This window comes from Pseudoduganella sp. LjRoot289 (assembly GCF_964252925.1).
Classification (GTDB): domain Bacteria; phylum Pseudomonadota; class Gammaproteobacteria; order Burkholderiales; family Burkholderiaceae_D; genus Rugamonas.
In genome coordinates, this window is sequence record NZ_CAXUPN020000001.1 from 5,394,835 (window position 1) to 5,414,028 (window position 19,194).

Here is a 19,194-nt window from a genome sequence, read left to right on the forward strand (position 1 = left end):
AGGTAGAGATGGAACATGAATTGAACGCCGCCGCGCCGCAGGACGAACTGCCGGCGCTGGCCATCACGCTGCTCAAAGGGGTGATGTACCGCGAGGCCGACGAACGCCTGTGGAGCGCCCTGCTCAATCTGCAGGCGCGCGTGCGCGACTATGTGGCGGTGCTGAACCTGGAACTGGTGCTGGACGAGGCCGAGGGCTACGCCTTCCTGCGCGCCCGCAGCACGGCCGAGGGCGACGAGGCGGCGGCCAGGATGCCGCGCCTGGTGGCGCGCCGCCCCCTTTCCTTCCCCGTCAGCCTGCTGCTCGCGCTGTTGCGGAAGAAGCTGGCCGAGTTCGACGCCAGCGGCGGCGGCACGCGCCTGGTGCTGTCGCGCGACGAGCTGGCCGAGCTGGTGCGCGTGTTCCTGCCGGCAGGCAGCAACGAGGCCAAAATCATCGACCAGATCGAAACCCACGCGAACAAGATCGACGAGATGGGATTCCTGCGCAAGCTCAAGGCCAGCAGCGGGCCGCCCAGCTACGAGGTGCGGCGCATCCTGAAGGCTTTCGTGGACGCGCAGTGGCTGGCGGAATTCGACGCGCGGCTGGAGGCCTACCGCCTGCAGCTGCTGGGAGGGCTGGCCGGCGGCAAGGAGGGGGCCGATGCATAACGACACCGCCAGCATGGACCTGGAGTTCATGAGCGACGACACCCTGTCCGGCTTCCGTCTGATGCGCCTCGAGGTGTTCAACTGGGGCACCTTCGACAGCCGTGTGTGGAGCATGCAACTGGACGGCCGCAACGCCTTGCTGACCGGCGACATCGGCTCCGGCAAATCGACCCTGGTGGACGCGGTGACGACCTTGCTGGTACCGGCCAACCGCATTGCCTACAACAAGGCGGCCGGCGCCGACAGCAAGGAGCGTTCGCTGCGCTCCTATGTGTTGGGCAGCTACAAATCCGAACGCAACGAGGCCACCGGCGCCTCCAAACCGGTCAACCTGCGCGACCACAACAGTTATTCGGTGATCCTGGGCGTATTCCACAACGCCGGCTACAACCAGACCGTGACGCTGGCGCAGGTGTTCTGGATGAAGGACGCGCAGGGCCAGCCGGCCCGCTTCTTCGTCGGCGCCGAGCGCGACCTGTCGATCGCCGCCGACTTCTCCAAATTCGGCACCGACATCGCCCAACTGCGCAAGAAGCTGCGCGGCCTGGGTGCGGAGATCGAAGACAGCTTTCCCAAGTACGGCGCCTGGTTCCGGCGCCGCTTCGGTATCGACAACGAGCAGGCGCTGGAACTGTTCCACCAGACGGTGTCGATGAAATCGGTCGGCAACCTGACCGATTTCGTGCGCAGCCACATGCTCGAGCCCTTCGACGTGGCGCCGCGCCTGGCCGCCTTGATCGGCCACTTCGACGACTTGAACCGCGCGCACGAGGCGGTCCTCAAGGCCAAGCGCCAGGTCGCGCTGCTGGAGCCTATGGTGGCCGACTGCGACCGCCACGGCCTTCTTGCGAATCAGGTCGACACCCTGCGCCAGTGCCGGGAACTGCTGCGTCCCTATTTCGCGGGCCTGAAGCTGGGCCTGCTGGACAAGCGCCTGGCCAGCCTGCGCGAGGAGTGGGAGCGCGTGGAGGCGCAGCAAAAGCGGCTGCTGGAACGGCGCGACGAGCAGCGCATCCAGGCGGACGAACTGAAACGCGCGGTGGCGGACAATGGCGGCGACCGGCTCGAGCGCCTGGCCGCGGAGATCCAGCAAAAAGACCAGGAACGCAATGCGCGCCAGGGCAAGGCGCAGCGCTACGCCCAGCTGGCGGGCCAGGCCGACGCCCGGCCGGCCGAGGACGAAGCGGGCTTCCTGGCGCAACGGCGCAAGTTCGCCGAACTGGCCGAGCAGGCCGGTTCGCAGGTGGCCGACCTGGAGAACACCGAACGCGAACACGACTTCAGCTTCCGTCAGGGCATGGAGGAGCGCAAGGCGCTGCTGGCCGACATCGCCAGCCTGCGTGCGCGCCGCAGCAACATCGACGACCAGCAAGTGCGCATCCGCGCGGCGCTGTGCCAGGCGCTGGGGCTGGACGAGGAAGACATGCCCTTCGCCGGCGAGCTGATACAGGTGCGCGACGACGAGCGCGAGTGGGAAGGCGCGGCCGAACGCCTGCTGCGCGGTTTCGGCTTGTCGCTGCTCGTGCCGGACCAGCACTACAAGGCGGTGGCGGAGTGGGTCGACCGCAGCCAGCTGCGCGGCCGCCTGGTCTACTTCCACGTGCGGCAGACGCGCTCCGGCGCGCTGCCCGAGCTGCACCGCGACTCCCTGGTGCGCAAGCTGTCGGTCAAGCCGGACTCGCCCTTCTTCGACTGGCTGGAGCGGGAACTGGCGCACCGCTACGACGTGGCCTGCTGCGCCACGCAGGAACAGTTCCGGCGCGAGACGCGCGCCGTCACCCGCGCCGGCCAGCTGAAGGACCCCACCGGCCGCCACGAGAAGGACGACCGGCGCCGCATCGACGACCGCAGCCAGTACGTGCTGGGCTGGTCCAACGCGGCCAAGATCGCCGCGCTGGAGGACAACGCGCGCCAGCTGGAACTGCGCCTGGGCGCGCTCGGCGTCCAGATCGGCAAGCTGCAGGACCAGCGGCGCGCGCTCAAGCAGCGCCTGGACGCGCTGGCGCGGCTGGAGGAATTCGTCGACTTCCGGGAGCTGGACTGGGCCGCGCTTGCCAGCGAGATCGAACGGCTGCGCGACGAATACCGCCTGCTGGAGGCGGCCTCCGACACGCTGCGCCAGCTCAACATCCGCCTGCAGCAGCTGCTGGACGAACTGGCCGGCACGGAAGCGGCGCTGACGGCCAAGAGCAAGGATGCCGGCGCGGTCGAGGCCAAGCATCAGGCGGCCGAGGAGTTGCGCGCGCAGGCGCTGGCCACGCTGGGAGACGCCGCCGGGCGCCTGGCCGAAGCGGCGCAGGAACTGGACAAGATCCGCCAGGCCGCGCTGGGCGAGCACCAGCTCACCGTCGAATCGTGCGACAACCGCGAGCAGGACGTGCGCGGCCGGCTGCAGGACCGCATCGACGCCGAGGACAAGGGGCTGAAACGGCTGCGCGACGGCATCCTGAAGGCCATGATGGCCTTCAAGGACGAGTTCAAGCTGGAGACCAGCGAGTTCGACGCGAGCGTGGAGGCGGACCATGAATACCGCAAGCTGCTGGGGCAACTGGGCCGCGATGACCTGCCCCGCTTCGAAGCGCGCTTCAAGGAACTGTTGAACATCAACACCATCAACGAGATCGCCAACTTCAGCGCGCAGCTGGCGCGCGAGCGCGAGACCATCAAGGAGCGCATCGCCCACATCAATGCCTCGCTGACCCAGATCGACTATAACGCAGGACGCTACATCGTACTCGAATCGCAGCCCAGCCCGGACGCCGAGATCCGCGACTTCCAGGGCGAACTGCGGGCCTGCACCGAGGGTGCGCTGACGGGGTCGGAGGACAGCCAGTATTCCGAGGCCAAGTTCGTCCAGGTGAAATCCATCATCGACCGGTTCCGGGGCCGCGACGGCCTGACGGAGCTGGACCGGAAGTGGACCGCCAAGGTGACCGACGTGCGCAGCTGGTTCCTGTTCGCCGCCAGCGAGCGCTGGCGCCAGGACGGCTCGGAGTACGACCATTACTCGGATTCCGGCGGCAAGTCCGGCGGGCAGAAGGAAAAGCTGGCCTATACCATCCTGGCCGCCAGCCTGGCCTACCAGTTCGGGCTGGAATGGGGCGCCGTGCGCTCGCGCTCTTTCCGCTTCGTGGTGATCGACGAGGCCTTCGGGCGCGGCTCGGACGAGTCGGCGCAATACGGCCTGAGCCTGTTCGCCCAGCTCAACCTTCAGCTGTTGATCGTCACGCCGCTGCAGAAAATCCACATCATCGAGCCGCACGTGGCGTCGGTCGGCTTCGTGCACAACGAGCAGGGGCGCGACTCCAGGCTGCGCAACCTCAGCATCGAAGCCTACCGCAAGGAAAAGGCGAGGCTGGCGCGATGAGCTGGACCCGCCCCGCCGACCTGCGCGCGCAAGTGCAGAAACTGTGGGACCGCGGCGAATTGCTGCAGGAGGGCGAGCTGGCGTTTCCGCGCCGCCTGGTGCTCAAGGGACCGTCGTCCGACGAACTGGCGCAGCGCTTCGACAGCGTGCGCTCCTGGATCGCCGAACTGCAAGCCATGCCCCACTGCCGCATCGAGCTGCGCCAGTTCACGCACCGTGTGCTGGGCGCCAACGCCGTGCCGCAGACGGCATGGATCGACAGCCTGGACATGGCCCTGGCCTGGATAGGCAAGCGCCGCGAGGCGGAACGCTTCCGGGCGCTGTGCGGCCTCACGCTGCAGCGCCAGCCCGCGCTGAGAGCGTGGCTGGCGCGGCGGCCGCTGCGCGCACTGGACCTGGCCGGCGCGTGGCCGCAACTGCTGGATGTGGTGGAATGGGTATGCGCCCACCCGCGTTGTGCGCTATACCTGCGCCAGATCGACATCCCGGGCGTGCACAGCAAGTTTATCGAGACCCATCGCGACACCTTGGGCGAGCTGCTGGACCTGGTGCTGCCGGCCGGCGCCATCGACGCGGCGGCGACCGGCATCGCCCGCTTCAACGCCCGCTACGGTTTTCGCGACAAGCCGGCCCGCATCCGTTTCCGCGTGCTGGACGACGGCCTGGACATCCTGCCCGGCACGCGGCAAGCCGACATCACACTCGATGCCGCCAGCTTCGCCGCGCTCGCGCCGCCGGCGCGGCAGGTATTCATCACCGAAAATGAAATCAACTTCCTCGCGTTCCCGCCGGTGGCAAACAGCTTGGTGGTCTTCGGCGCGGGCTACGGCTGGGATGCGCTGGCGCAAGCGCGTTGGCTGGAGCGTTGCGCGCTGCGCTATTGGGGCGACATCGACACGCACGGTTTCGCCATTCTCGACCAGCTGCGCAGCCGTTTTCCGCGTACGGCGTCCTTGCTGATGGACCGCGCCACCCTCATGGCGCACCAAACCGCGTGGGGACTCGAGCCTGCCCCGGTGCGGCACGACCTGCCCAGGCTGGACGCCGACGAACGCCTGCTGTACGACGAACTGCGCGACAACCGCATCCAGCCCGGCTTGCGGCTGGAACAGGAACGGATAGGCTACGCCTGGCTGGAGCAAGCGCTGCGCGCACTCTGATCCGCGCCCGGCCCGGCAAACGCTGACGGCGCCCCCCCTCCGTCCCGCCTAAGCCGCCCCACCCAGCGTATCGGCCCAGATGTTGCGCGCCCAGCTCATGGCGTAGGCGCCTTCCAGTTCGTTCGCCGCGCCGGACAGGCCGCCGGAGCCGGGCACCACCAGCAGCGTCTTCTTGTCGGCGTCGTAGGCGTGGACCGAGGCGACGTGGATCACGTCCTTGTCGGAGATGAAGCTGTAGCAGGTGTTGGTCAGCATGGGCTTCTGCTCGGGCGCGCGGCCGTTCAGCAGGTCGACGACGGCGGCGGCGCAAACCTTGGCGTGCTGGTTGGCCATGTGGGCGGACTTGGGCATCAGCGGCGCGGCGGAGATGGCGTCGCCGAGGATGTGGATGTTTTTCGCCTGCGTCGACTCGAAGCCGATGAAGTCGACCCCGCACCAGCGGCCGTTGACGTTGGCCAGGCCGCTCTGCACGGCGATGGCGCCCGCGCGCTGCGGCGGAATCACGTTCAGCACATCGGCTTGCACGCGGTCGCCCAGTTCGGAGATCGCCGTGCGGCCGCCTACGTCGATGTCTTCGGTCTTGAAGCCGGGGCGGTACTCGATGATGCCGCTGTACCGCTCTTTCCATATTTTCTTGAACAGCGCGCCTTTGGAGACGACGTCGTCGTTCGCATCCAGCAGCAGCACTTTGGATTTCGGCTTGCGCTGGCTGAAGTAGTGGGCGATCTGGCAGGCGCGCTCGTAGGGTCCGGGCGGGCAGCGGTAAGGCGCCGGCGGGATGGTCATGGCGTAGACGCCGCCGTCCGGCATGGCTTCGAGCTGGGCGCGCAGCGCTACCGTCTGCGCGCCCGCTTTCCAGGCATGCAGGATGCGCTCTTGCGACCCGGCGCTTTGCATGGCGGGCAGCAGGTTCCACATGAATTCAATGCCCGGCGAAAGCACCAGGCGGTCGTAGCTCATGGTGCGGCCGCTGGCCAGGGTGACGGTGCGCTTGTCGGCGGCGATGGATTGCACCGTGTCGCGCACGATGCGGATGCCTTGCCGCGCGAGGGCGTCGTAGCTTATCGTCAGGTCGGACAGCTGTCTGGAGCCACCCAGCACCAGGTTCGATAGCGGACAGGAAATGAAGCTGGCGTTGGGTTCGATCAGGGTGACGTCGATGTCGCCGGCGCTCCACAGCCGGATGTATTTGGCGGCGGTGGCGCCGCCGTAGCCGCCGCCCACCACGACCACTTGCGGCTTGGCGCTGCCGGTGATGCTGGCGCAGCCGGTGCTGGCGAGGACCAGGCCGGCGCCGGAGGCTTGCAGGAATTGACGGCGTTTCATGGACGTGCTCCTTCGGCTGGTTTCGCGGCTTGCGCGGCAAAGAAGCTTGCCAGTTGGGCGAGCTGTTCGTCGGAATAACCTTTGGCGATCTGCGTCATGATGGTGACGGGACGCGTACCGACTTTGAACGCCTGCAGGGAGGCAAGCAAGACGTCCTTGGGCTGGCCGGCCAGCGAGGGCAAGGCGTTGCCCGTGGTGGCGCCGTTGGTGCCGTGGCAGCCGGTGCAGGTGGCAGCAAGGCGCGCTCCGGACGGTATGGCTTCGGCGGCGTGTGCCGATGGGACGGCGATGGCGGGGAGCGCGGCAGTCGCGGCAAGCGCGGCGCAGGCGGCCATGCGTCTACACGCTGCGGCGAGCGCAGCGGCTACGGAAATCCGGGCCTTGCCGGAAGGGGCGGCGCAAGGTGAGGCAAAGGCTGCGGCCGCGATCATACGGTGTCGTTTCGATTGCATGTCTGCTCCTTCATGGGCGCACGCCCGGGGTTTCAAGCGCCATGCCTCGTGCACGGCGGGCCAGAAAAGCTTCGAGGTCGGTCAGGTCTTGCGCGCCGTAGGGCGGCACCTCGGCGCGCACGCCGCTCATGCAGTTGCGCAGGCGGCGCTGCAGCGAGCCCATGGCTTGCCATTCAAGCCGGTAGATCGGGTAGGCGTTGGCGTGGCCCTGCGGGATGGTGGCGCCGGCCAGCTTGCGGCCCCAGTTGTCGTCGTGGCATTGGGCGCACGAGAGGTTCAACTGGCCGATGCGCTGGCGGTAGAGTTGCCGGCCCTTGTCGGCGGCGGCACGGGTGCCTGCGTCCTGCGGCGGCGCAACGGGCATGCCGCGCGATTGCATGGCGACGTAGCTTTCGAGGCTGAGCAGGTCGTCGCTTTCGGGTTTGAGCGGGGCCGCTTGCTGCGCACCCTGGCGGCACATGTCGAGGCGCTGGCCGAGGGTGATGACGCGCTGGCTGGTCTTGTCGAAGGCGGGGAAGCGGGCGGCGACGCCGCGCATGCCGATCTTGGCGTCGCCGTGGCAGCTGGCGCAGGAGCGGTCGGCCTTGCCGGCCCTGGCGTTCCACAGCGCCTCGCCGCCGCTGATCCAGAGCATGGCGGGGTTTTGCGTATCGTCGCGCTGCATGGCCTGGGTGGATGGGCTCATGAATTCGGCGCCGGATTTGCGCGTGTCGGAAGTAGGCCGCTGAGCGGCGCTGACGGAAAGCGCAGCATTTCCAGCGGTGCCCGGAGGGTCGCCGATTGCGGCGGACGCAGCGGCAGATGCGGCAGATGCGGCCACCAGGCAGCCGATCGCGATGACGGCTGCAGCGGGCCGTTTCATGCTGCGCCCACCGCGATGGGCATCTTTTCCGTTTGGGCGAAGCCGTGGTCGCCTTGCCAGCTGAACTCGAGCGTGCCGCTTTCGGTGGCGACGGTGAAGAAGGCGATGTAGGGATTGGCGGAGATGGCCGGGTGCAGTTCGGCGCTGAATACGGTTTCGCCGTTGTAGCGGCAGGTGAAGCTGGTGATGACGTCGCGCGGGAGCAGCTTGCCGTCGGCGCCGGGACGGTAGCCGGTCTCCATCGGGTGGCCGATCAGGGCGCGGATTTCGATCACTTCTCCTTGGCGCGCGGTGGCGGGCATGTGAATCAGGGCGCGTGCCATTACCTGGCCTCCCCTTCGATGCAGGCGGCCAGCGCGACGATGACGTCGGCCGTTTGCTGCCAATAGCTGCCGTCGCTCATGCGCGCGATGGCGACCAGTTTTTGCGAGGTGGCCAGGCGGATGCGGGTGGACACTTCGGCTTTTCCGCTACGCGCACCCAGCGTGAAGCGGGCGATGTCGGTTTCCGGATTGCGCTCGTTGAAGATGGCGATGCCGGTGACGTGGTCGGCCGCCGTCATGGGGCTGTCGACGCGGATGGTGACGGGGACGGCGTTGCCGTTGTCGATCAGTTTGGCGATGTCGAAGGTGACCTTGCCGGTTTTCGGCGGCACGCCGCCGGTGTAGGCGGCGATGGCGGCGCGCAGTTCTTCGGGCGTGGCGGAAGCGGGGCGGACCAGCGCCAGCAGGGGCAAGGCGGCGCCGGCTTGCAGCAACTTGCGACGCTTGGCATGGGCCTGGACGTTGGCCTGCGCGTTGACGTTGGCGTTGGCGTTGGCGTTGGCGTTTGCGTTTGCGTTTGCGTTTGCGTTTGCGTTTGCGTTTGCGTTTGCGTTTGCGCTCATTTTGCAGTCTCCGCGCGCAGGGTTTGCAGATAAGCGACCACGTCTTCGATCTGTTGGGCGCTGAGGATGGTTTTGCCTTGATGGGCGGAGCTCACGCGCGTCAGGCCTTCGGTCTTGTAGTAGGAGGGCATGATGGTGGATGGGTTCAAACGGCTGGCGTCCACCATGCGCTGGCGCAGCTGGGCGGGGGTGGAACGGTCGCCGGCGCCGTCCAAAGGCGGAGCGAGATTGCCCTGGAAGCGTTCTTCGGGGATCGGGGCGGTGTGGCAGAGCAGGCAGAGGCCCACCTGGCGGTGGGCGACGATGGCGCGGCCACGGGCGGGGTCGCCGGGTGATGCGCCGGGCAAGGGGGTGGACAGGTCTGTTGATGTGGGGGCGGCAGCGCCGGCGGCACTTGCCGTGGCCGCCGCAAGTACCCCTGTCATTCCGCATCGGCGGACCGCCGCGAATGCGGGAATCCATACTGCGCCGAACAGGAGGCGAAGTATGGGTCCCGTATCGACGGACCGCCGCGTTCGCGACGGTCCGCCGGTGCGGGACGACAAGGTGCGGACGCGGGACATGCGCGACTCCCGGCCGGTCAGGTTTTCTTCAGATTGTGGTTCTTCAGCGGCAGGTCCCGCACGCGCTTGCCGGTGGCAGCGAAGACGGCGTTCAGCACGGCCGGCGCAGCCACCGCAATCGTCGGCTCGCCCACGCCGCCCCAGAAGCCGCCGGACGGCATCAGTATCGTCTCCACTTTCGGCATCTCGTCCATCCGCAGCGGCACGTAGGTGTCGAAGTTGGTCTGCTCGACGCGGCCGTCCTTGAGCGTGCACTCGCCATACAGCGCGGCGGACAAACCATACACGAAGGAGCCTTCCACCTGCGCTTCGATCTGCTGCGGATTCACCGCGTAGCCCGGGTCGGTCGCGGCGATGATGCGGTGGATCTTCACCTTGCCGTTCTTGTTCACCGATACCTCGGCGCACGCGGCGACATAGCTGCCGAAACCCATGCACTGCGCCAGCCCGCGATAGACGCCCTTGCCGGCGGGCTTGCCCCACCCTGCCTTCTCGGCCACCGCATTCAATACCGCGAGATGCTTGGGATGGTTCGCCATCAGCTTGCGGCGGAAGGCCAGCGGATCCTGCTTGGCCGCGTGCGCCAGTTCGTCCATGAAACATTCGAGGTAGATGGTGTTCTGGTTCAGGTTCACGCCGCGCCAGAAGCCCGCGGGCACGGGCGGATTGCGCATGGCGTGGTCGACCAGCAGGTTCGGGAAGGTGTAGCCGATCGACGCTTCCGGTCCGGGCGCGTTCAGGCCCTGGAACACGGCGGGATCCTTGCCGTCCTTGATCGGCAGACCCACCGACACCAGGATGGACTGGCCCGAAATCCGCATGTGCAAGCTGGTCACGTTGCCCTTCTCGTCCAGCCCTGCCGTCAGCTTGCACTGGGTGACGGGATGGTAGCGGCCGTGCTGCATGTCTTCCTCGCGGGTCCACAGCAGCTTGACCGGGACGCCGGGCATTTCCCTGGCGATGGCCACCGCCTGGCGCACCCAGTCGTGCGTGGCGCCACGGCGGCCGAAACCGCCGCCCAGGTGCAGCTTGTAGACGTCGCACTTGGCGGGCGGCAGGCCGGCCGCCTCCGACGCGGCGGCCAGCGCGGCTTCGCCGTTCTGGGTGGGCGTCCACACTTCGCAGCGCTCCGGCGTCCACTTGGCGGTGGCGTTCATCACCTCCATGGTGGCGTGGTTCTGGTAGGGGTAGGAATACACCGCCTCCACCTTGCGCGCGGATGAGGCGATGGCGGCGCGCGCGTCGCCGTTGCTGTTGCCGACCACGCCCTCGGGCGCGTTCAGCCCTTCCTTCAGCATGGCCGCGATGTCGGCGCTGGACAGCTTGGCGTTCGGGCCCTCGTCCCACACGATGGGCAGCGCGTCGAGCGCGGTGCGCGCGCGCCACCAGGTGTCGGCCACCACGGCCACGGCGCTGTCACCGACCTGGATCACCTTCTTCACGCCCGGCCGCTTTGCTATCGCGGCAGCGTCGAAACTCTTCACCTTGCCGCCGAAGACCGGGCAATCCTTGATGGCCGCGTTCAACATGCCCGGCAGCTTCAGGTCCATGCCGTACACCTGCGCACCGGTGGTCTTGTCGACGGTGTCGAGCCGCGCCAGGCGCTTGCCGGCCAGCTTCCAGTCCTTGGCGTCCTTCAGTTTCACGTCGGCGGGCGCGGCCAGCTTGCCGGCCGCCTCGGCCACCTTGCCGTAGCTGACCTTGCGGCCGCTGGCGCCGTGCGTGATGACGCTGTTGGCCGCCGTGCACTCGGCCGCCGGCACCTGCCATGCGGCCGCAGCAGCCTGCACCAGCATCATGCGGGCGGTGGCGCCGCCCTTGCGCACGTATTCGTTCGATTCGCGGATGCCGCGGCTGCCGCCGGTGGAGAAGCTGCCCCACACGCGCTTGCGCGCGAGGTTCTGGCCCGGCGTCGGATATTCAGTGGAGACCTTGCTCCAGTCGGCGTCCAGCTCCTCGGCCACCAGCTGGGCCAGGCCAGTCAGCGTGCCCTGCCCCATTTCCGAGCGGGCGATGCGGATCACGATGCTGTCGTCCGGCTTCACGACCACCCAGGCGTTGACCTCGGACGGCATGCCTCCGCCAGCCGCGTCCTGCGCCTGCGCGTCGAACGGAATGGCAAAGGGCACCACCAGGCCGCCCAGCACCAGGGCGGAACCCTTCAGGAAGGAACGGCGGGATATCGAAGAACTGCGCGAAGAACTGTGTGAAGAAGCGCGGGCTGCACCGAGCTCGGCACTGCGCGGCTCCACACCTGGCTTGGCGCGGCTCATGCTTTGCTCCCGGCGTGCTCGCCCACATGCGTGATCGCCAGACCGGCCGATTTCGGATCGCCGCCCCTGGCCACCACCTTGATGGCGGCGCGCACGCGGTTGTAGGTGCCGCAGCGGCAGATATTGGTCATGGCCGCGTCGATGTCGGCGTCGGTGGCTTTCGGTTTCTGCTTGAGCAGCGCGGCGGCCGCCATGATCATGCCGGACTGGCAGAAGCCGCACTGCGGCACATCCAGTGCGGCCCAGGCCTTCTGCACCGGGTGGTTGCCATCCCTGGACAGGCCTTCAATGGTCACGATCTTCTGTTTGGCGTTCAGCGCGGACACCGGCAGCACGCAGCTGCGCGTGGCTTCGCCGTCGATATGCACGGTGCAGGCGCCGCATTGCGCGACGCCGCAGCCGTACTTGGTGCCCGTCATACCCAGCTGCTCGCGCAGCACCCACAACAGCGGCGTGTCGTCCTCCGCCTCGAATTCATGTACCGAACCATTGACGTTGAGCTGCGCCATGCTGTCTCCTGCAGGTGGGTTGTCGATAGGTAAAGCCTGCCTATCTTACACCTCCTTTTCGGCGATTGCAGAGCACGGTTTGGGACAGTTTTGTATCGGCTGTGTATCAGGAAGTCAGCCTTTCCCAGCCGTGGCGCACGGCGGCCTTGACCTTGTCCCATGCCGATTGCGGGTGCTGGCTTTCCCATTTTCCGCGCAGGCTGGACTCCGATTCTTCCCACGAGCGGCCGCGATAGGCGTCGCTGCCGGCCATCTCCGAACCATAGCGGTAGGCCGGCGCGTAGTCGTCGTACTGGCCGCCCGCGCTGCCGTAGTTGCTGGTCCAGTGACTGCGGTAGGACGCCTCGTCCTGGCTGGAGCGCGGCTGGCTATCCGTCTGCAGGGGGCGGACGGTGCTGGTGACCACGCGCTCGTAGATGCGCGCGCCGCCGCGCAGGATGCCCTGGCTGACGATGCTGATCTCTTCGTGGATCACCGGCACGCCCTGCGCGCCGGTATCACCGATACCGCCGGTGCTGGCGCGCTGCTGCGACTGGCCGCCGCTCTGGCCCTGACGCGACTCGCCGCCGGCACCGCTTCCCGCCGTTCCGCCTTGCGCGCTTTGCTGCGCGCCCGCGTATTGGCCGCTTGCGCGGCCGCCTGCGGCGGGGCCCTTGCTCCCCCCGGTCCAGCCGCTGGCGCTCCATTTGCTCTTGCGCTCGTCGATATCGACGGGGCCGTAGCCCTCAACGATATCGGCGGCGTGCTCCACCCTGTCCAGGCTGTCCGCCTGCACGGTCAGCACCGTGTTGCCGCGCTTGACGGCCTCGGCATAGGCCTGGCTGTTTTCCTCGTCGTCCTCGCCGAACAGCTTGGTGAAAAAGTGCTTGATGCTGCCGCCTATCGACGCGCCCGCGTCGGCGCCGGACTGCGTCTGCGATTGTGTCTGCGGTTGCGCCTGCGTCTGCGTCCCGCCGCCCGGGGCGGGATCGCTCAAGCGCACGTCGCTGTCCTTGAACCCTGCACCAAGCAGGGCGCTGCGCGCCTTCTCGGCGTCGCTCCGGTTGTCGAATACTGCTGCAAGTGTATGGGTCATGGCGGTTTCCCCTTTCCTGGTAAGTGCAGAAAGTCTATGCCCGGCCTTGCAGGGGGAGCGCCACCTTGCCATGCGAAAAAATGCCCGTTATGGACGTTTTGACATACATCAAAGTTTTTATTGAGCCGCATCAATACACTGCCGTCATTACTTAACGACACAGCAGAGAGGAAGTGTATGAACAAGCGTATGAAGCAGTCCGCAGCGGCCATCATCCTGGGCATCGGCAGCCTGTTGGCGGGCCAGGCCGTGGCAGCGGAAGCCAGTCCCTGGCTGGTGCGCTTGCGCGCCCTGCACCTGGACCCGGCCGACAAATCGGATCCGGTCGGCGGCACCGGCGCGGCCAACCGGCTCACCCTGGACAACAAGACCTTCCCCGAATTGGACGTGTCGTATTTCTTCTCGCCGAACCTGGCGGCCGAGCTGGTGCTGACCTATCCGCAGAAGCACGACGTGCTGCTCGACGGGAAAAGCATCGGCACCATGAAGCATTTGCCGCCCACGCTGCTGGCGCAGTACCACTTCATGCCGGGCGCGCAGGTCCAGCCCTACGCCGGCGCAGGCTTGAACTACACCACCCTGTCCAAGGTGCATCTCCTGGGCGGCAACGCCGGCCTGGAACACAAGAGTTTCGGCCTTGCACTGCAGGCCGGCGCGGACTTCCGGCTGGACCAGCGCTGGGCGCTCAACGTGGATGTGAAGAAGGTGCGGATCCGCAGCGACGTCAACAGTGCCGGCGCCATCATCAGCAAGGTGAAGGTGGATCCGCTGCTGCTGTCCGTGGGTGTGGGTTACCGATTCTGAGGCAGCGCTTCAAAAGCGGCCGGCCAGCAGTTCCATGTGCAGGTCGCTGGCGAATTTCAGGCGCTGCCCGGCCATCGCGTAGCGCCCCACTTGCACCGCCATCCCGTCCGACTCCAGGGCGATCAGCTCGCCGCCATGCTCCGGCATGCCCACCCGCGTGCGGCCGGGCGTGAACTGCGTCTGCACCACCTTGCCGGCGGAGACGCGTTCGACCAGCAGGCAGCCGCTGGTCAGCACCACGTGTTCGTAGTCCGCCGCGTGGCGCGCATAGCACAGGAAGGCGGCCGTGACGGCGGCCAGTTCCACGCCCGTGAAGCACAGCACCTGCCATACGCCCAGCATCAGGAAAACGGCAGCGACCGACAGCGACAATGCGCACAGCAAGCCGTAGGCCATGGCCGTCTGGCGCGGCGTCAGCGAACAGTTGCGCCGCCACAGCCACTCGCGTTTTTCCAGGTCGCGCCGCACGTCGTCCCCTCCTTTTTTTCCTATTTTACGACTGCCGCGCCGGCCGCATCACCGAAACTCGTTGTTTCCCGGCGACAACCCGTCACAGTACGCAACAGGTGATGCAAAATTTTGCTCCGCGTGCGCGCCAATTTGGGGAACAATGTAGGGACACAAAAACGATATTCAGAAACTGGGGGAGACATGTCGCTCGCTAACATGAAGATAGGTGTCCGCCTGGGCATCGGATTCGCCGTGGTGCTGGCTTTGCTGACGGCGATGCTGCTGCTGGGACTGAGTTCGCTGTCGCGCATCGGCAGCCGCACCCATGACATCGTGCACGACAAGAACGTGAAGATGGAGTCCGCCAACCAGATGGTGGACCACGTGCGCGACATCACCCTGGCGCTGACCACCATGATCGTGGTGCCGGGCACTCCCGAAATGAACGCCGAACTGGGAAAAATCGCCGAGGCGCGCAAGAAGTACGGCGTGGCCAAGGAGGCGCTGATGAAGCGCCTGGCCGACGACAAGGAACGGCAGCTCATGGCCAGCGTGGATGAAGCGCTCAAGACCGGCGCGGCCAAAAATAATCAACTGGTCCAGCTGCGCAAGGACGGCGAGGTGCAGGACGCCACCGAATTCCTGTTGAAGGAGGCCGGCCCGTCGCTGGCCAAGGTGCTGGCCGCGCTGGACGCCTTCGTGGCCTACGAGACCAAGCTGGCCAAGGATGCCAGCGACGACGTCGAAACCGTCTACACCAGCTCCCAGGTGCTGATGCTGGCGCTCGGCACCGGCGCCATGGCCATCGGCATTTTCGTGGCGTGGTTCATCACGCGTTCCATCACCGGCCCGCTGAACAAGGCGGTGGACGTGGCCGAGACGGTGGCCTCGGGCGACCTGTCGTCCCATATCGACACCGGCGGCGGCGACGAGACCGGGCGCCTGCTGCAGGCGCTGAAGGCTATGAACGACAGCCTGCTCAACGTGGTGAGCCAGGTGCGCACCGGCACCGACGCGATCAGCACCGCGTCCAGCGAAATCGCGGCGGGCAACCTGGACCTGTCCTCGCGCACCGAGCACCAGGCCAGCTCGCTGGAGGAAACCGCGTCGTCGATGGAGGAACTGACCTCCACCGTCAAGCAGAACGCCGACAACGCGCGCCAGGCCGACACGCTGGCCAAGTCCGCGTCGGAAGTGGCGATCAAGGGCGGCAGCATCGTGGCGCAGGTGGTGGACACGATGGGCACCATCAACGACTCGTCGCGCAAGATCGTGGACATCATCGGGGTGATCGACGGGATCGCCTTCCAGACCAATATCCTGGCGCTGAACGCGGCGGTGGAGGCGGCGCGCGCGGGCGAGCAGGGACGCGGCTTCGCGGTGGTCGCGTCCGAGGTGCGCAACCTGGCGCAGCGTTCGGCGGCGGCGGCCAAGGAGATCAAGGAACTGATCAACGCCTCGGTGGCCAATGTGGACACCGGTTCCAAGCTGGTGAACGACGCCGGGCAGACCATGGGCGAAATCGTCTCCAGCATCCAGCGCGTAACCGACATCATGGGTGAGATCACCTCGGCCAGCCAGGAACAGACCCTGGGCATCGAGCAGATCAACGCCGCCATCTCGCAGATGGACGAAGTCACGCAGCAGAACGCGGCGCTGGTCGAAGAGGCGGCGGCGGCATCGCAAAGCATGCAGGAGCAGGCCGGCAATCTGGCCACCGTGGTGGGATTCTTCAAGACCGGGGCGCGGACGGCGGCTGCGCCTGTGGCGCCGGCAGCACCGGCTGCGCGGCGCGCGGCGCAGATAGCGCGGCCTGCGCCTGCGCGCAGCGTGGCGGCGGCGCCGGCCACCAAGCCGGCGCAGCGCCTGTCGCCGGCCAAACCGGCCGAAAGCGATTGGGAAGAGTTCTAAACCACCGCATTGTCATTCCCGCGCAGGCGGGGCGGTCCGCCGATACGGTCCATGCTTCGCCCGCCAGGATGCGGCATATGGACACGGTTCCGGCGGCGCCGGCGGCCAAGCCCGCCGAAAGACTGGGAAGATTCCTAAGCCACCGGATTGTCATTCCCGCGCACGCGGGAATCCATGCGGCGCCCGCCAGGATGCGGCGCCCGGATCGCATCGGCGGCCCGTCCCGCCGTACAGGGCCGACACGCTGGCGCCGAATGCCGAGGTTCAAGCCGGGGCGGGCAGGCGCGGCAGGGTCAGCGTGAAGACCGAGCCGCCGTCCGGCGTGCTCTCCACCGTCAGTTCGCCCTGGTGCGCTTGCGCCAGCTGGCGCGATATGTACAAGCCCAATCCCAGCCCGGCGGCGACGCCGTTGTCCACGCCGCGCTCGAAGGGCTCGAATATCTTCGTCTGCAACTCCTCCGCTATGCCTTCGCCGCGGTCGCGCACGGCAATGTGCACGGCCTTGCCTTCCACCGTCAGCGTCACTTCCACCGGCTGGCAGCTGCCATAACGCAAAGCGTTCGTCAGCAGGTTGACGATCACCTGCTCGATGCGGAACTCGTCCCACCAGCCGCTCACCGGCTCGTCCACCTGCAAGGTGATGCAGCAGCCGGCTTCGGCCGCCTGGCGCGACAGGTCCGCCACCACGCGCTGCAGCAGGCCCGCCAGCTCGGTCCAGCCGGGCCGGATCGACAGCTTGCCGCTGCGTATGCGGGACACGTCGAGCATGTCGTCGATCAGCCTTATCATGCTCTGGATCTGGCGGTCGTCGCGCGCCACCATCTTTTTCCACACCTCGGGATCGAAGGCCTCCTGCAGCCCTTTCTCGATCTGCATCTTGCGCAGCTGCGTTTCCAGGAACAGCGTGTTGAGCGGCGTGCGCAGCTCGTGCGCCACCATGGACATGAAGTCGTCGCGCATGCGCAGCGCGCGCCGCAGTTCCTCCTGCGCGGCACCCAGTTCCTGCAGCGTGGCCTCCTGTTCTCGGCGCGCGCGCTCCAGCGCCTCCACCTGGCGCTGCGTCTCCTGCCGCTGCCGGTGCAGCGCGACGAAGACGTTCACCTTGCTCTTCACCATGTCGGCGTCGAGCGGCTTGTACAGGAAATCCACCGCGCCCGCCTCGTAGCCCTTGAAGGCGTAGTTCAGCTCCTTGCCCGCCGCGCTGACGAAGACGATGGGGATGTGGCGCGTTTTCTCGGTGCCGCGCATCAGTTCGGCCAGCTCGAAGCCGTCCATGCCCGGCATCTGCACGTCCAGGATGGCGAGCGCGAAGTCGTGCTCGAGCAGCAGCGCCAGCGCTTCCTCGCCGGTGGCGGCCTGGTACACGACGCGTTCCTCGTCGCGCAGCAGGGCGTTGAGCGCGCGCAGGTTCTCCGGCAGGTCGTCCACGATCAGCAGCTTGGTCCGTTCAGGCATCGGCGTTCTCCAGCAAGGCTAGCAATTGGCGTATCTCCCGCAATGGCAAAATCAGGTCCGGCGCGCGTCGCCGTATCGCGGCGAGCGGCATCACGTCCACCTGAGCCTCGGCGGGGTCCTGCACCACCGTCAGGCCGCCCGCCTCGCCAATGGCGGCCAGGCCGGCGGCGCCGTCGTGGTTGGCGCCCGTGAGCAGGATGCCTGCCAGCGCCGCGCCATACACGTCGGCGGCGGAACTCATGATGAAATCGATCGCGGGCCGCGAGAATTCGTGCGGCGGCTCGCAACTGAGCGAAAAGCAGCGGTCGGCCTCCAGCGACAGGTGGTAGCCGGACGGCGCGAAGTACACCGTGCCGCCGGCCAGCGCCTGCTTGTCCGCCGCCTCCTGCACCGCCATTTCCATGCGCTGGCTGAACACTTCCGCCAATTGGCTGGGGCGGCCGCGCATCATGTGCACCACCACCACGATGGGCAGCGGGCCGCGCGCCGGCAGGCCGGGCAGTATCTCCATCAGCGCGGCAATGCCGCCGGCCGACGCGCCTATCACCACGGCTTCGAAGGAGCGGCCTTGCAGCGCCGCCTCCAGCAGCGAGGGCGCCGGCGCGCTCACGACAGCTTCCTGAACAGGCGCTCGCGCTTGACGATGGTCTCGAAGCGCGGCGCGTACATGGAAAAATCGATGCTCTCCTGGCTGCCCAGGCCCAGGAAACCGCGATGGCACAGCGACTCGTGGAACAGGCCGAAAGCGCGTTCCTGCAGCTTCTTCTTGAAATAGATCATCACGTTGCGGCAGCTGATGAAATGGGTTTCGGCGAACACGCTGTCGGTCGCCAGGCTGTGGTCGGCGAAGGTCACGTTCTCCATCAGCGAGCGGTCGAACAGGGCGGCGCTGTAGGCCGCCGTGTAGTAGTCGGAAAAGGCCCGCTTGCCGCCGGCGGCCTGGTAGTTGGCGGTGTACTCGCGCATGCTCTCGAGCGGGAACATGCCCTTCCTGGCCTTTTCCAGCGACTGCTGGTTGATGTCGGTGGCGTAGATGATGCTGCGCTCCAGCAGGCCCTCCTCCTGCAGCAGGATGGCCAGCGAATAGACTTCCTCGCCGGTGCTGCAGCCGGCCACCCAGATCTTCAGCGACGGATAGGTCGACAGCACGGGCGCCACGTGCTCGCGCAGCGCCGCGTAATAGCCGGGGTCGCGGAACATCTCGGTGACGGGGATGGTCAGGAACTGCAGCAGCTGCGCGAAGGCGGCCGCGTCGTGCAGCACGCGCGACTGCAGCACGGAGACGGTCTCGCAAGCCATCTGGCCCATGGCGTGCAGCACGCGCCGCTTTTGCGACGCGCCGGTGTAGTCGCGGAAGTCGTAGCTGTACTTGCGGTAGATGGCCTCCATCAGCATCGCCAGTTCGATGTCGATGCTGCTGTGATGTCCGGTCGGGCTGCGATGCGGCATGG

18 protein-coding genes are annotated in these 19,194 nt (G+C 67.1%); 5 read left to right on the forward strand and 13 right to left on the reverse strand.

Annotated features, from left to right (window positions below; all coding sequences use genetic code 11):
- Positions 1-8: 8 nt before the first annotated feature.
- From ACSQ8Y_RS23155 to ACSQ8Y_RS23165, 3 genes are read left to right on the forward strand one after another with little or no spacing between them, the layout of a single operon-like run.
- Positions 9-650 carry a DUF4194 domain-containing protein gene (locus tag ACSQ8Y_RS23155; RefSeq protein WP_436268759.1) on the forward strand — a complete coding sequence of 214 codons (642 nt, stop codon included), beginning with the start codon at positions 9-11 and terminating at the stop codon, positions 648-650.
- Complete coding sequence (locus tag ACSQ8Y_RS23160; protein WP_436268760.1) at positions 643-4,017, forward strand: ATP-binding protein; 3,375 nt, start codon at positions 643-645, stop codon at positions 4,015-4,017. Before ACSQ8Y_RS23155 ends, ACSQ8Y_RS23160 begins: the two co-directional genes overlap by 8 nt.
- Positions 4,014-5,177: a DUF3322 domain-containing protein gene (locus tag ACSQ8Y_RS23165; protein WP_436268761.1), complete on the forward strand. Its 1,164-nt coding sequence runs from the start codon at positions 4,014-4,016 to the stop codon at positions 5,175-5,177. The genes ACSQ8Y_RS23160 and ACSQ8Y_RS23165 overlap by 4 nt, the downstream gene beginning before the upstream one ends.
- Before the next feature lie 48 nt (positions 5,178-5,225).
- On the opposite strand, the gene ACSQ8Y_RS23170 is transcribed toward ACSQ8Y_RS23165, so the two are convergent.
- The 9 genes from ACSQ8Y_RS23170 to ACSQ8Y_RS23210 all read right to left on the reverse strand — a co-directional run bounded on the left by ACSQ8Y_RS23170 (position 5,226) and on the right by ACSQ8Y_RS23210 (position 13,123).
- Positions 5,226-6,503 carry an FCSD flavin-binding domain-containing protein gene (locus ACSQ8Y_RS23170; RefSeq protein ID WP_436268762.1) on the reverse strand — a complete coding sequence of 426 codons (1,278 nt, stop codon included), beginning with the start codon at positions 6,501-6,503 and terminating at the stop codon, positions 5,226-5,228.
- Complete coding sequence (locus ACSQ8Y_RS23175; RefSeq protein WP_436268763.1) at positions 6,500-6,838, reverse strand: c-type cytochrome; 339 nt, start codon at positions 6,836-6,838, stop codon at positions 6,500-6,502. The genes ACSQ8Y_RS23170 and ACSQ8Y_RS23175 overlap by 4 nt, the downstream gene beginning before the upstream one ends.
- A gap of 127 nt (positions 6,839-6,965) precedes the next feature.
- Entirely contained in the window at positions 6,966-7,640 is a 675-nt protein-coding gene (gene soxA, locus ACSQ8Y_RS23180; protein ID WP_436268764.1) for a sulfur oxidation c-type cytochrome SoxA, read from the reverse strand.
- Positions 7,641-7,813: 173 nt separating this feature from the next.
- Positions 7,814-8,140 (reverse strand): thiosulfate oxidation carrier complex protein SoxZ, encoded by a 327-nt coding sequence (soxZ, locus tag ACSQ8Y_RS23185; RefSeq protein ID WP_436268765.1) that lies wholly within the window; start codon positions 8,138-8,140, stop codon positions 7,814-7,816.
- On the reverse strand, positions 8,140-8,703 hold the full coding sequence (locus tag ACSQ8Y_RS23190; protein ID WP_436268766.1) for a SoxY-related AACIE arm protein: 564 nt from the start codon (positions 8,701-8,703) through the stop codon (positions 8,140-8,142). Before ACSQ8Y_RS23190 ends, soxZ begins: the two co-directional genes overlap by 1 nt.
- The gene (soxX, locus tag ACSQ8Y_RS23195) at positions 8,700-9,128 is read right to left on the reverse strand and encodes a sulfur oxidation c-type cytochrome SoxX (RefSeq protein WP_436268767.1); all 429 of its coding nucleotides are present in this window, start codon (positions 9,126-9,128) and stop codon (positions 8,700-8,702) included. Before soxX ends, ACSQ8Y_RS23190 begins: the two co-directional genes overlap by 4 nt.
- Positions 9,129-9,283: 155 nt before the next feature.
- The gene (locus tag ACSQ8Y_RS23200; protein ID WP_436268768.1) at positions 9,284-11,539 is read right to left on the reverse strand and encodes a molybdopterin cofactor-binding domain-containing protein; all 2,256 of its coding nucleotides are present in this window, start codon (positions 11,537-11,539) and stop codon (positions 9,284-9,286) included.
- Positions 11,536-12,048, reverse strand: a complete 513-nt coding sequence (locus ACSQ8Y_RS23205) for a (2Fe-2S)-binding protein (RefSeq protein ID WP_436268769.1) — start codon at positions 12,046-12,048, stop codon at positions 11,536-11,538. Before ACSQ8Y_RS23205 ends, ACSQ8Y_RS23200 begins: the two co-directional genes overlap by 4 nt.
- Before the next feature lie 106 nt (positions 12,049-12,154).
- Positions 12,155-13,123, reverse strand: a complete 969-nt coding sequence (locus ACSQ8Y_RS23210) for a hypothetical protein (RefSeq protein ID WP_436268770.1) — start codon at positions 13,121-13,123, stop codon at positions 12,155-12,157.
- A gap of 189 nt (positions 13,124-13,312) precedes the next feature.
- Between ACSQ8Y_RS23210 and ACSQ8Y_RS23215 the strand changes: the two genes are divergently transcribed.
- Positions 13,313-13,927, forward strand: coding sequence for an OmpW/AlkL family protein (locus tag ACSQ8Y_RS23215; protein WP_436269896.1), 615 nt, complete (start codon positions 13,313-13,315; stop codon positions 13,925-13,927).
- Positions 13,928-13,936: 9 nt separating this feature from the next.
- Here ACSQ8Y_RS23215 and ACSQ8Y_RS23220 read toward each other — a convergent pair whose 3' ends face one another.
- A complete protein-coding gene (locus ACSQ8Y_RS23220) occupies positions 13,937-14,395 on the reverse strand; it encodes a DUF2244 domain-containing protein (protein WP_436268771.1) in 459 nt (152 codons plus the stop codon).
- Between the two features lie 183 nt (positions 14,396-14,578).
- Here ACSQ8Y_RS23220 and ACSQ8Y_RS23225 point away from each other — a divergent pair, with 183 nt between their 5' ends.
- Positions 14,579-16,288 carry a methyl-accepting chemotaxis protein gene (locus ACSQ8Y_RS23225; RefSeq protein ID WP_436268772.1) on the forward strand — a complete coding sequence of 570 codons (1,710 nt, stop codon included), beginning with the start codon at positions 14,579-14,581 and terminating at the stop codon, positions 16,286-16,288.
- A 264-nt stretch (positions 16,289-16,552) separates the two neighbouring features.
- Here ACSQ8Y_RS23225 and ACSQ8Y_RS23230 read toward each other — a convergent pair whose 3' ends face one another.
- The 3 genes from ACSQ8Y_RS23230 to ACSQ8Y_RS23240 are packed head-to-tail and all read right to left on the reverse strand — an operon-like array spanning position 16,553 to position 19,192.
- Entirely contained in the window at positions 16,553-17,743 is a 1,191-nt protein-coding gene (locus ACSQ8Y_RS23230) for a hybrid sensor histidine kinase/response regulator (protein WP_436268773.1), read from the reverse strand.
- Positions 17,736-18,353, reverse strand: coding sequence for a chemotaxis protein CheB (locus ACSQ8Y_RS23235; protein ID WP_436268774.1), 618 nt, complete (start codon positions 18,351-18,353; stop codon positions 17,736-17,738). The genes ACSQ8Y_RS23230 and ACSQ8Y_RS23235 overlap by 8 nt, the downstream gene beginning before the upstream one ends.
- On the reverse strand, positions 18,350-19,192 hold the full coding sequence (locus ACSQ8Y_RS23240) for a CheR family methyltransferase (RefSeq protein ID WP_436268775.1): 843 nt from the start codon (positions 19,190-19,192) through the stop codon (positions 18,350-18,352). Before ACSQ8Y_RS23240 ends, ACSQ8Y_RS23235 begins: the two co-directional genes overlap by 4 nt.
- Positions 19,193-19,194 lie beyond the last annotated feature (2 nt).

What these genes read in the sequence shown, in the direction of transcription:
- ACSQ8Y_RS23165 (WP_436268761.1), top strand. Translation starts at nt 4,014, where the DNA reads ATGAGCTGGACCCGCCCCGCCGACCTGCGCGCGCAAGTGCAGAAACTG.
- ACSQ8Y_RS23210 (WP_436268770.1), bottom strand. Translation starts at nt 13,123, where the DNA reads ATGACCCATACACTTGCAGCAGTATTCGACAACCGGAGCGACGCCGAG.
- ACSQ8Y_RS23230 (WP_436268773.1), bottom strand. Translation starts at nt 17,743, where the DNA reads ATGCCTGAACGGACCAAGCTGCTGATCGTGGACGACCTGCCGGAGAAC.
- soxA (WP_436268764.1), bottom strand. Translation starts at nt 7,640, where the DNA reads ATGAGCCCATCCACCCAGGCCATGCAGCGCGACGATACGCAAAACCCC.
- ACSQ8Y_RS23225 (WP_436268772.1), top strand. Translation starts at nt 14,579, where the DNA reads ATGTCGCTCGCTAACATGAAGATAGGTGTCCGCCTGGGCATCGGATTC.
- ACSQ8Y_RS23205 (WP_436268769.1), bottom strand. Translation starts at nt 12,048, where the DNA reads ATGGCGCAGCTCAACGTCAATGGTTCGGTACATGAATTCGAGGCGGAG.
- soxZ (WP_436268765.1), bottom strand. Translation starts at nt 8,140, where the DNA reads ATGGCACGCGCCCTGATTCACATGCCCGCCACCGCGCGCCAAGGAGAA.
- ACSQ8Y_RS23160 (WP_436268760.1), top strand. Translation starts at nt 643, where the DNA reads ATGCATAACGACACCGCCAGCATGGACCTGGAGTTCATGAGCGACGAC.
- ACSQ8Y_RS23240 (WP_436268775.1), bottom strand. Translation starts at nt 19,192, where the DNA reads ATGCCGCATCGCAGCCCGACCGGACATCACAGCAGCATCGACATCGAA.
- ACSQ8Y_RS23215 (WP_436269896.1), top strand. Translation starts at nt 13,313, where the DNA reads ATGAAGCAGTCCGCAGCGGCCATCATCCTGGGCATCGGCAGCCTGTTG.
- ACSQ8Y_RS23200 (WP_436268768.1), bottom strand. Translation starts at nt 11,539, where the DNA reads ATGAGCCGCGCCAAGCCAGGTGTGGAGCCGCGCAGTGCCGAGCTCGGT.
- ACSQ8Y_RS23170 (WP_436268762.1), bottom strand. Translation starts at nt 6,503, where the DNA reads ATGAAACGCCGTCAATTCCTGCAAGCCTCCGGCGCCGGCCTGGTCCTC.
- ACSQ8Y_RS23155 (WP_436268759.1), top strand. Translation starts at nt 9, where the DNA reads ATGGAACATGAATTGAACGCCGCCGCGCCGCAGGACGAACTGCCGGCG.
- ACSQ8Y_RS23175 (WP_436268763.1), bottom strand. Translation starts at nt 6,838, where the DNA reads ATGGCCGCCTGCGCCGCGCTTGCCGCGACTGCCGCGCTCCCCGCCATC.
- ACSQ8Y_RS23190 (WP_436268766.1), bottom strand. Translation starts at nt 8,703, where the DNA reads ATGAGCGCAAACGCAAACGCAAACGCAAACGCAAACGCAAACGCAAAC.
- soxX (WP_436268767.1), bottom strand. Translation starts at nt 9,128, where the DNA reads ATGACAGGGGTACTTGCGGCGGCCACGGCAAGTGCCGCCGGCGCTGCC.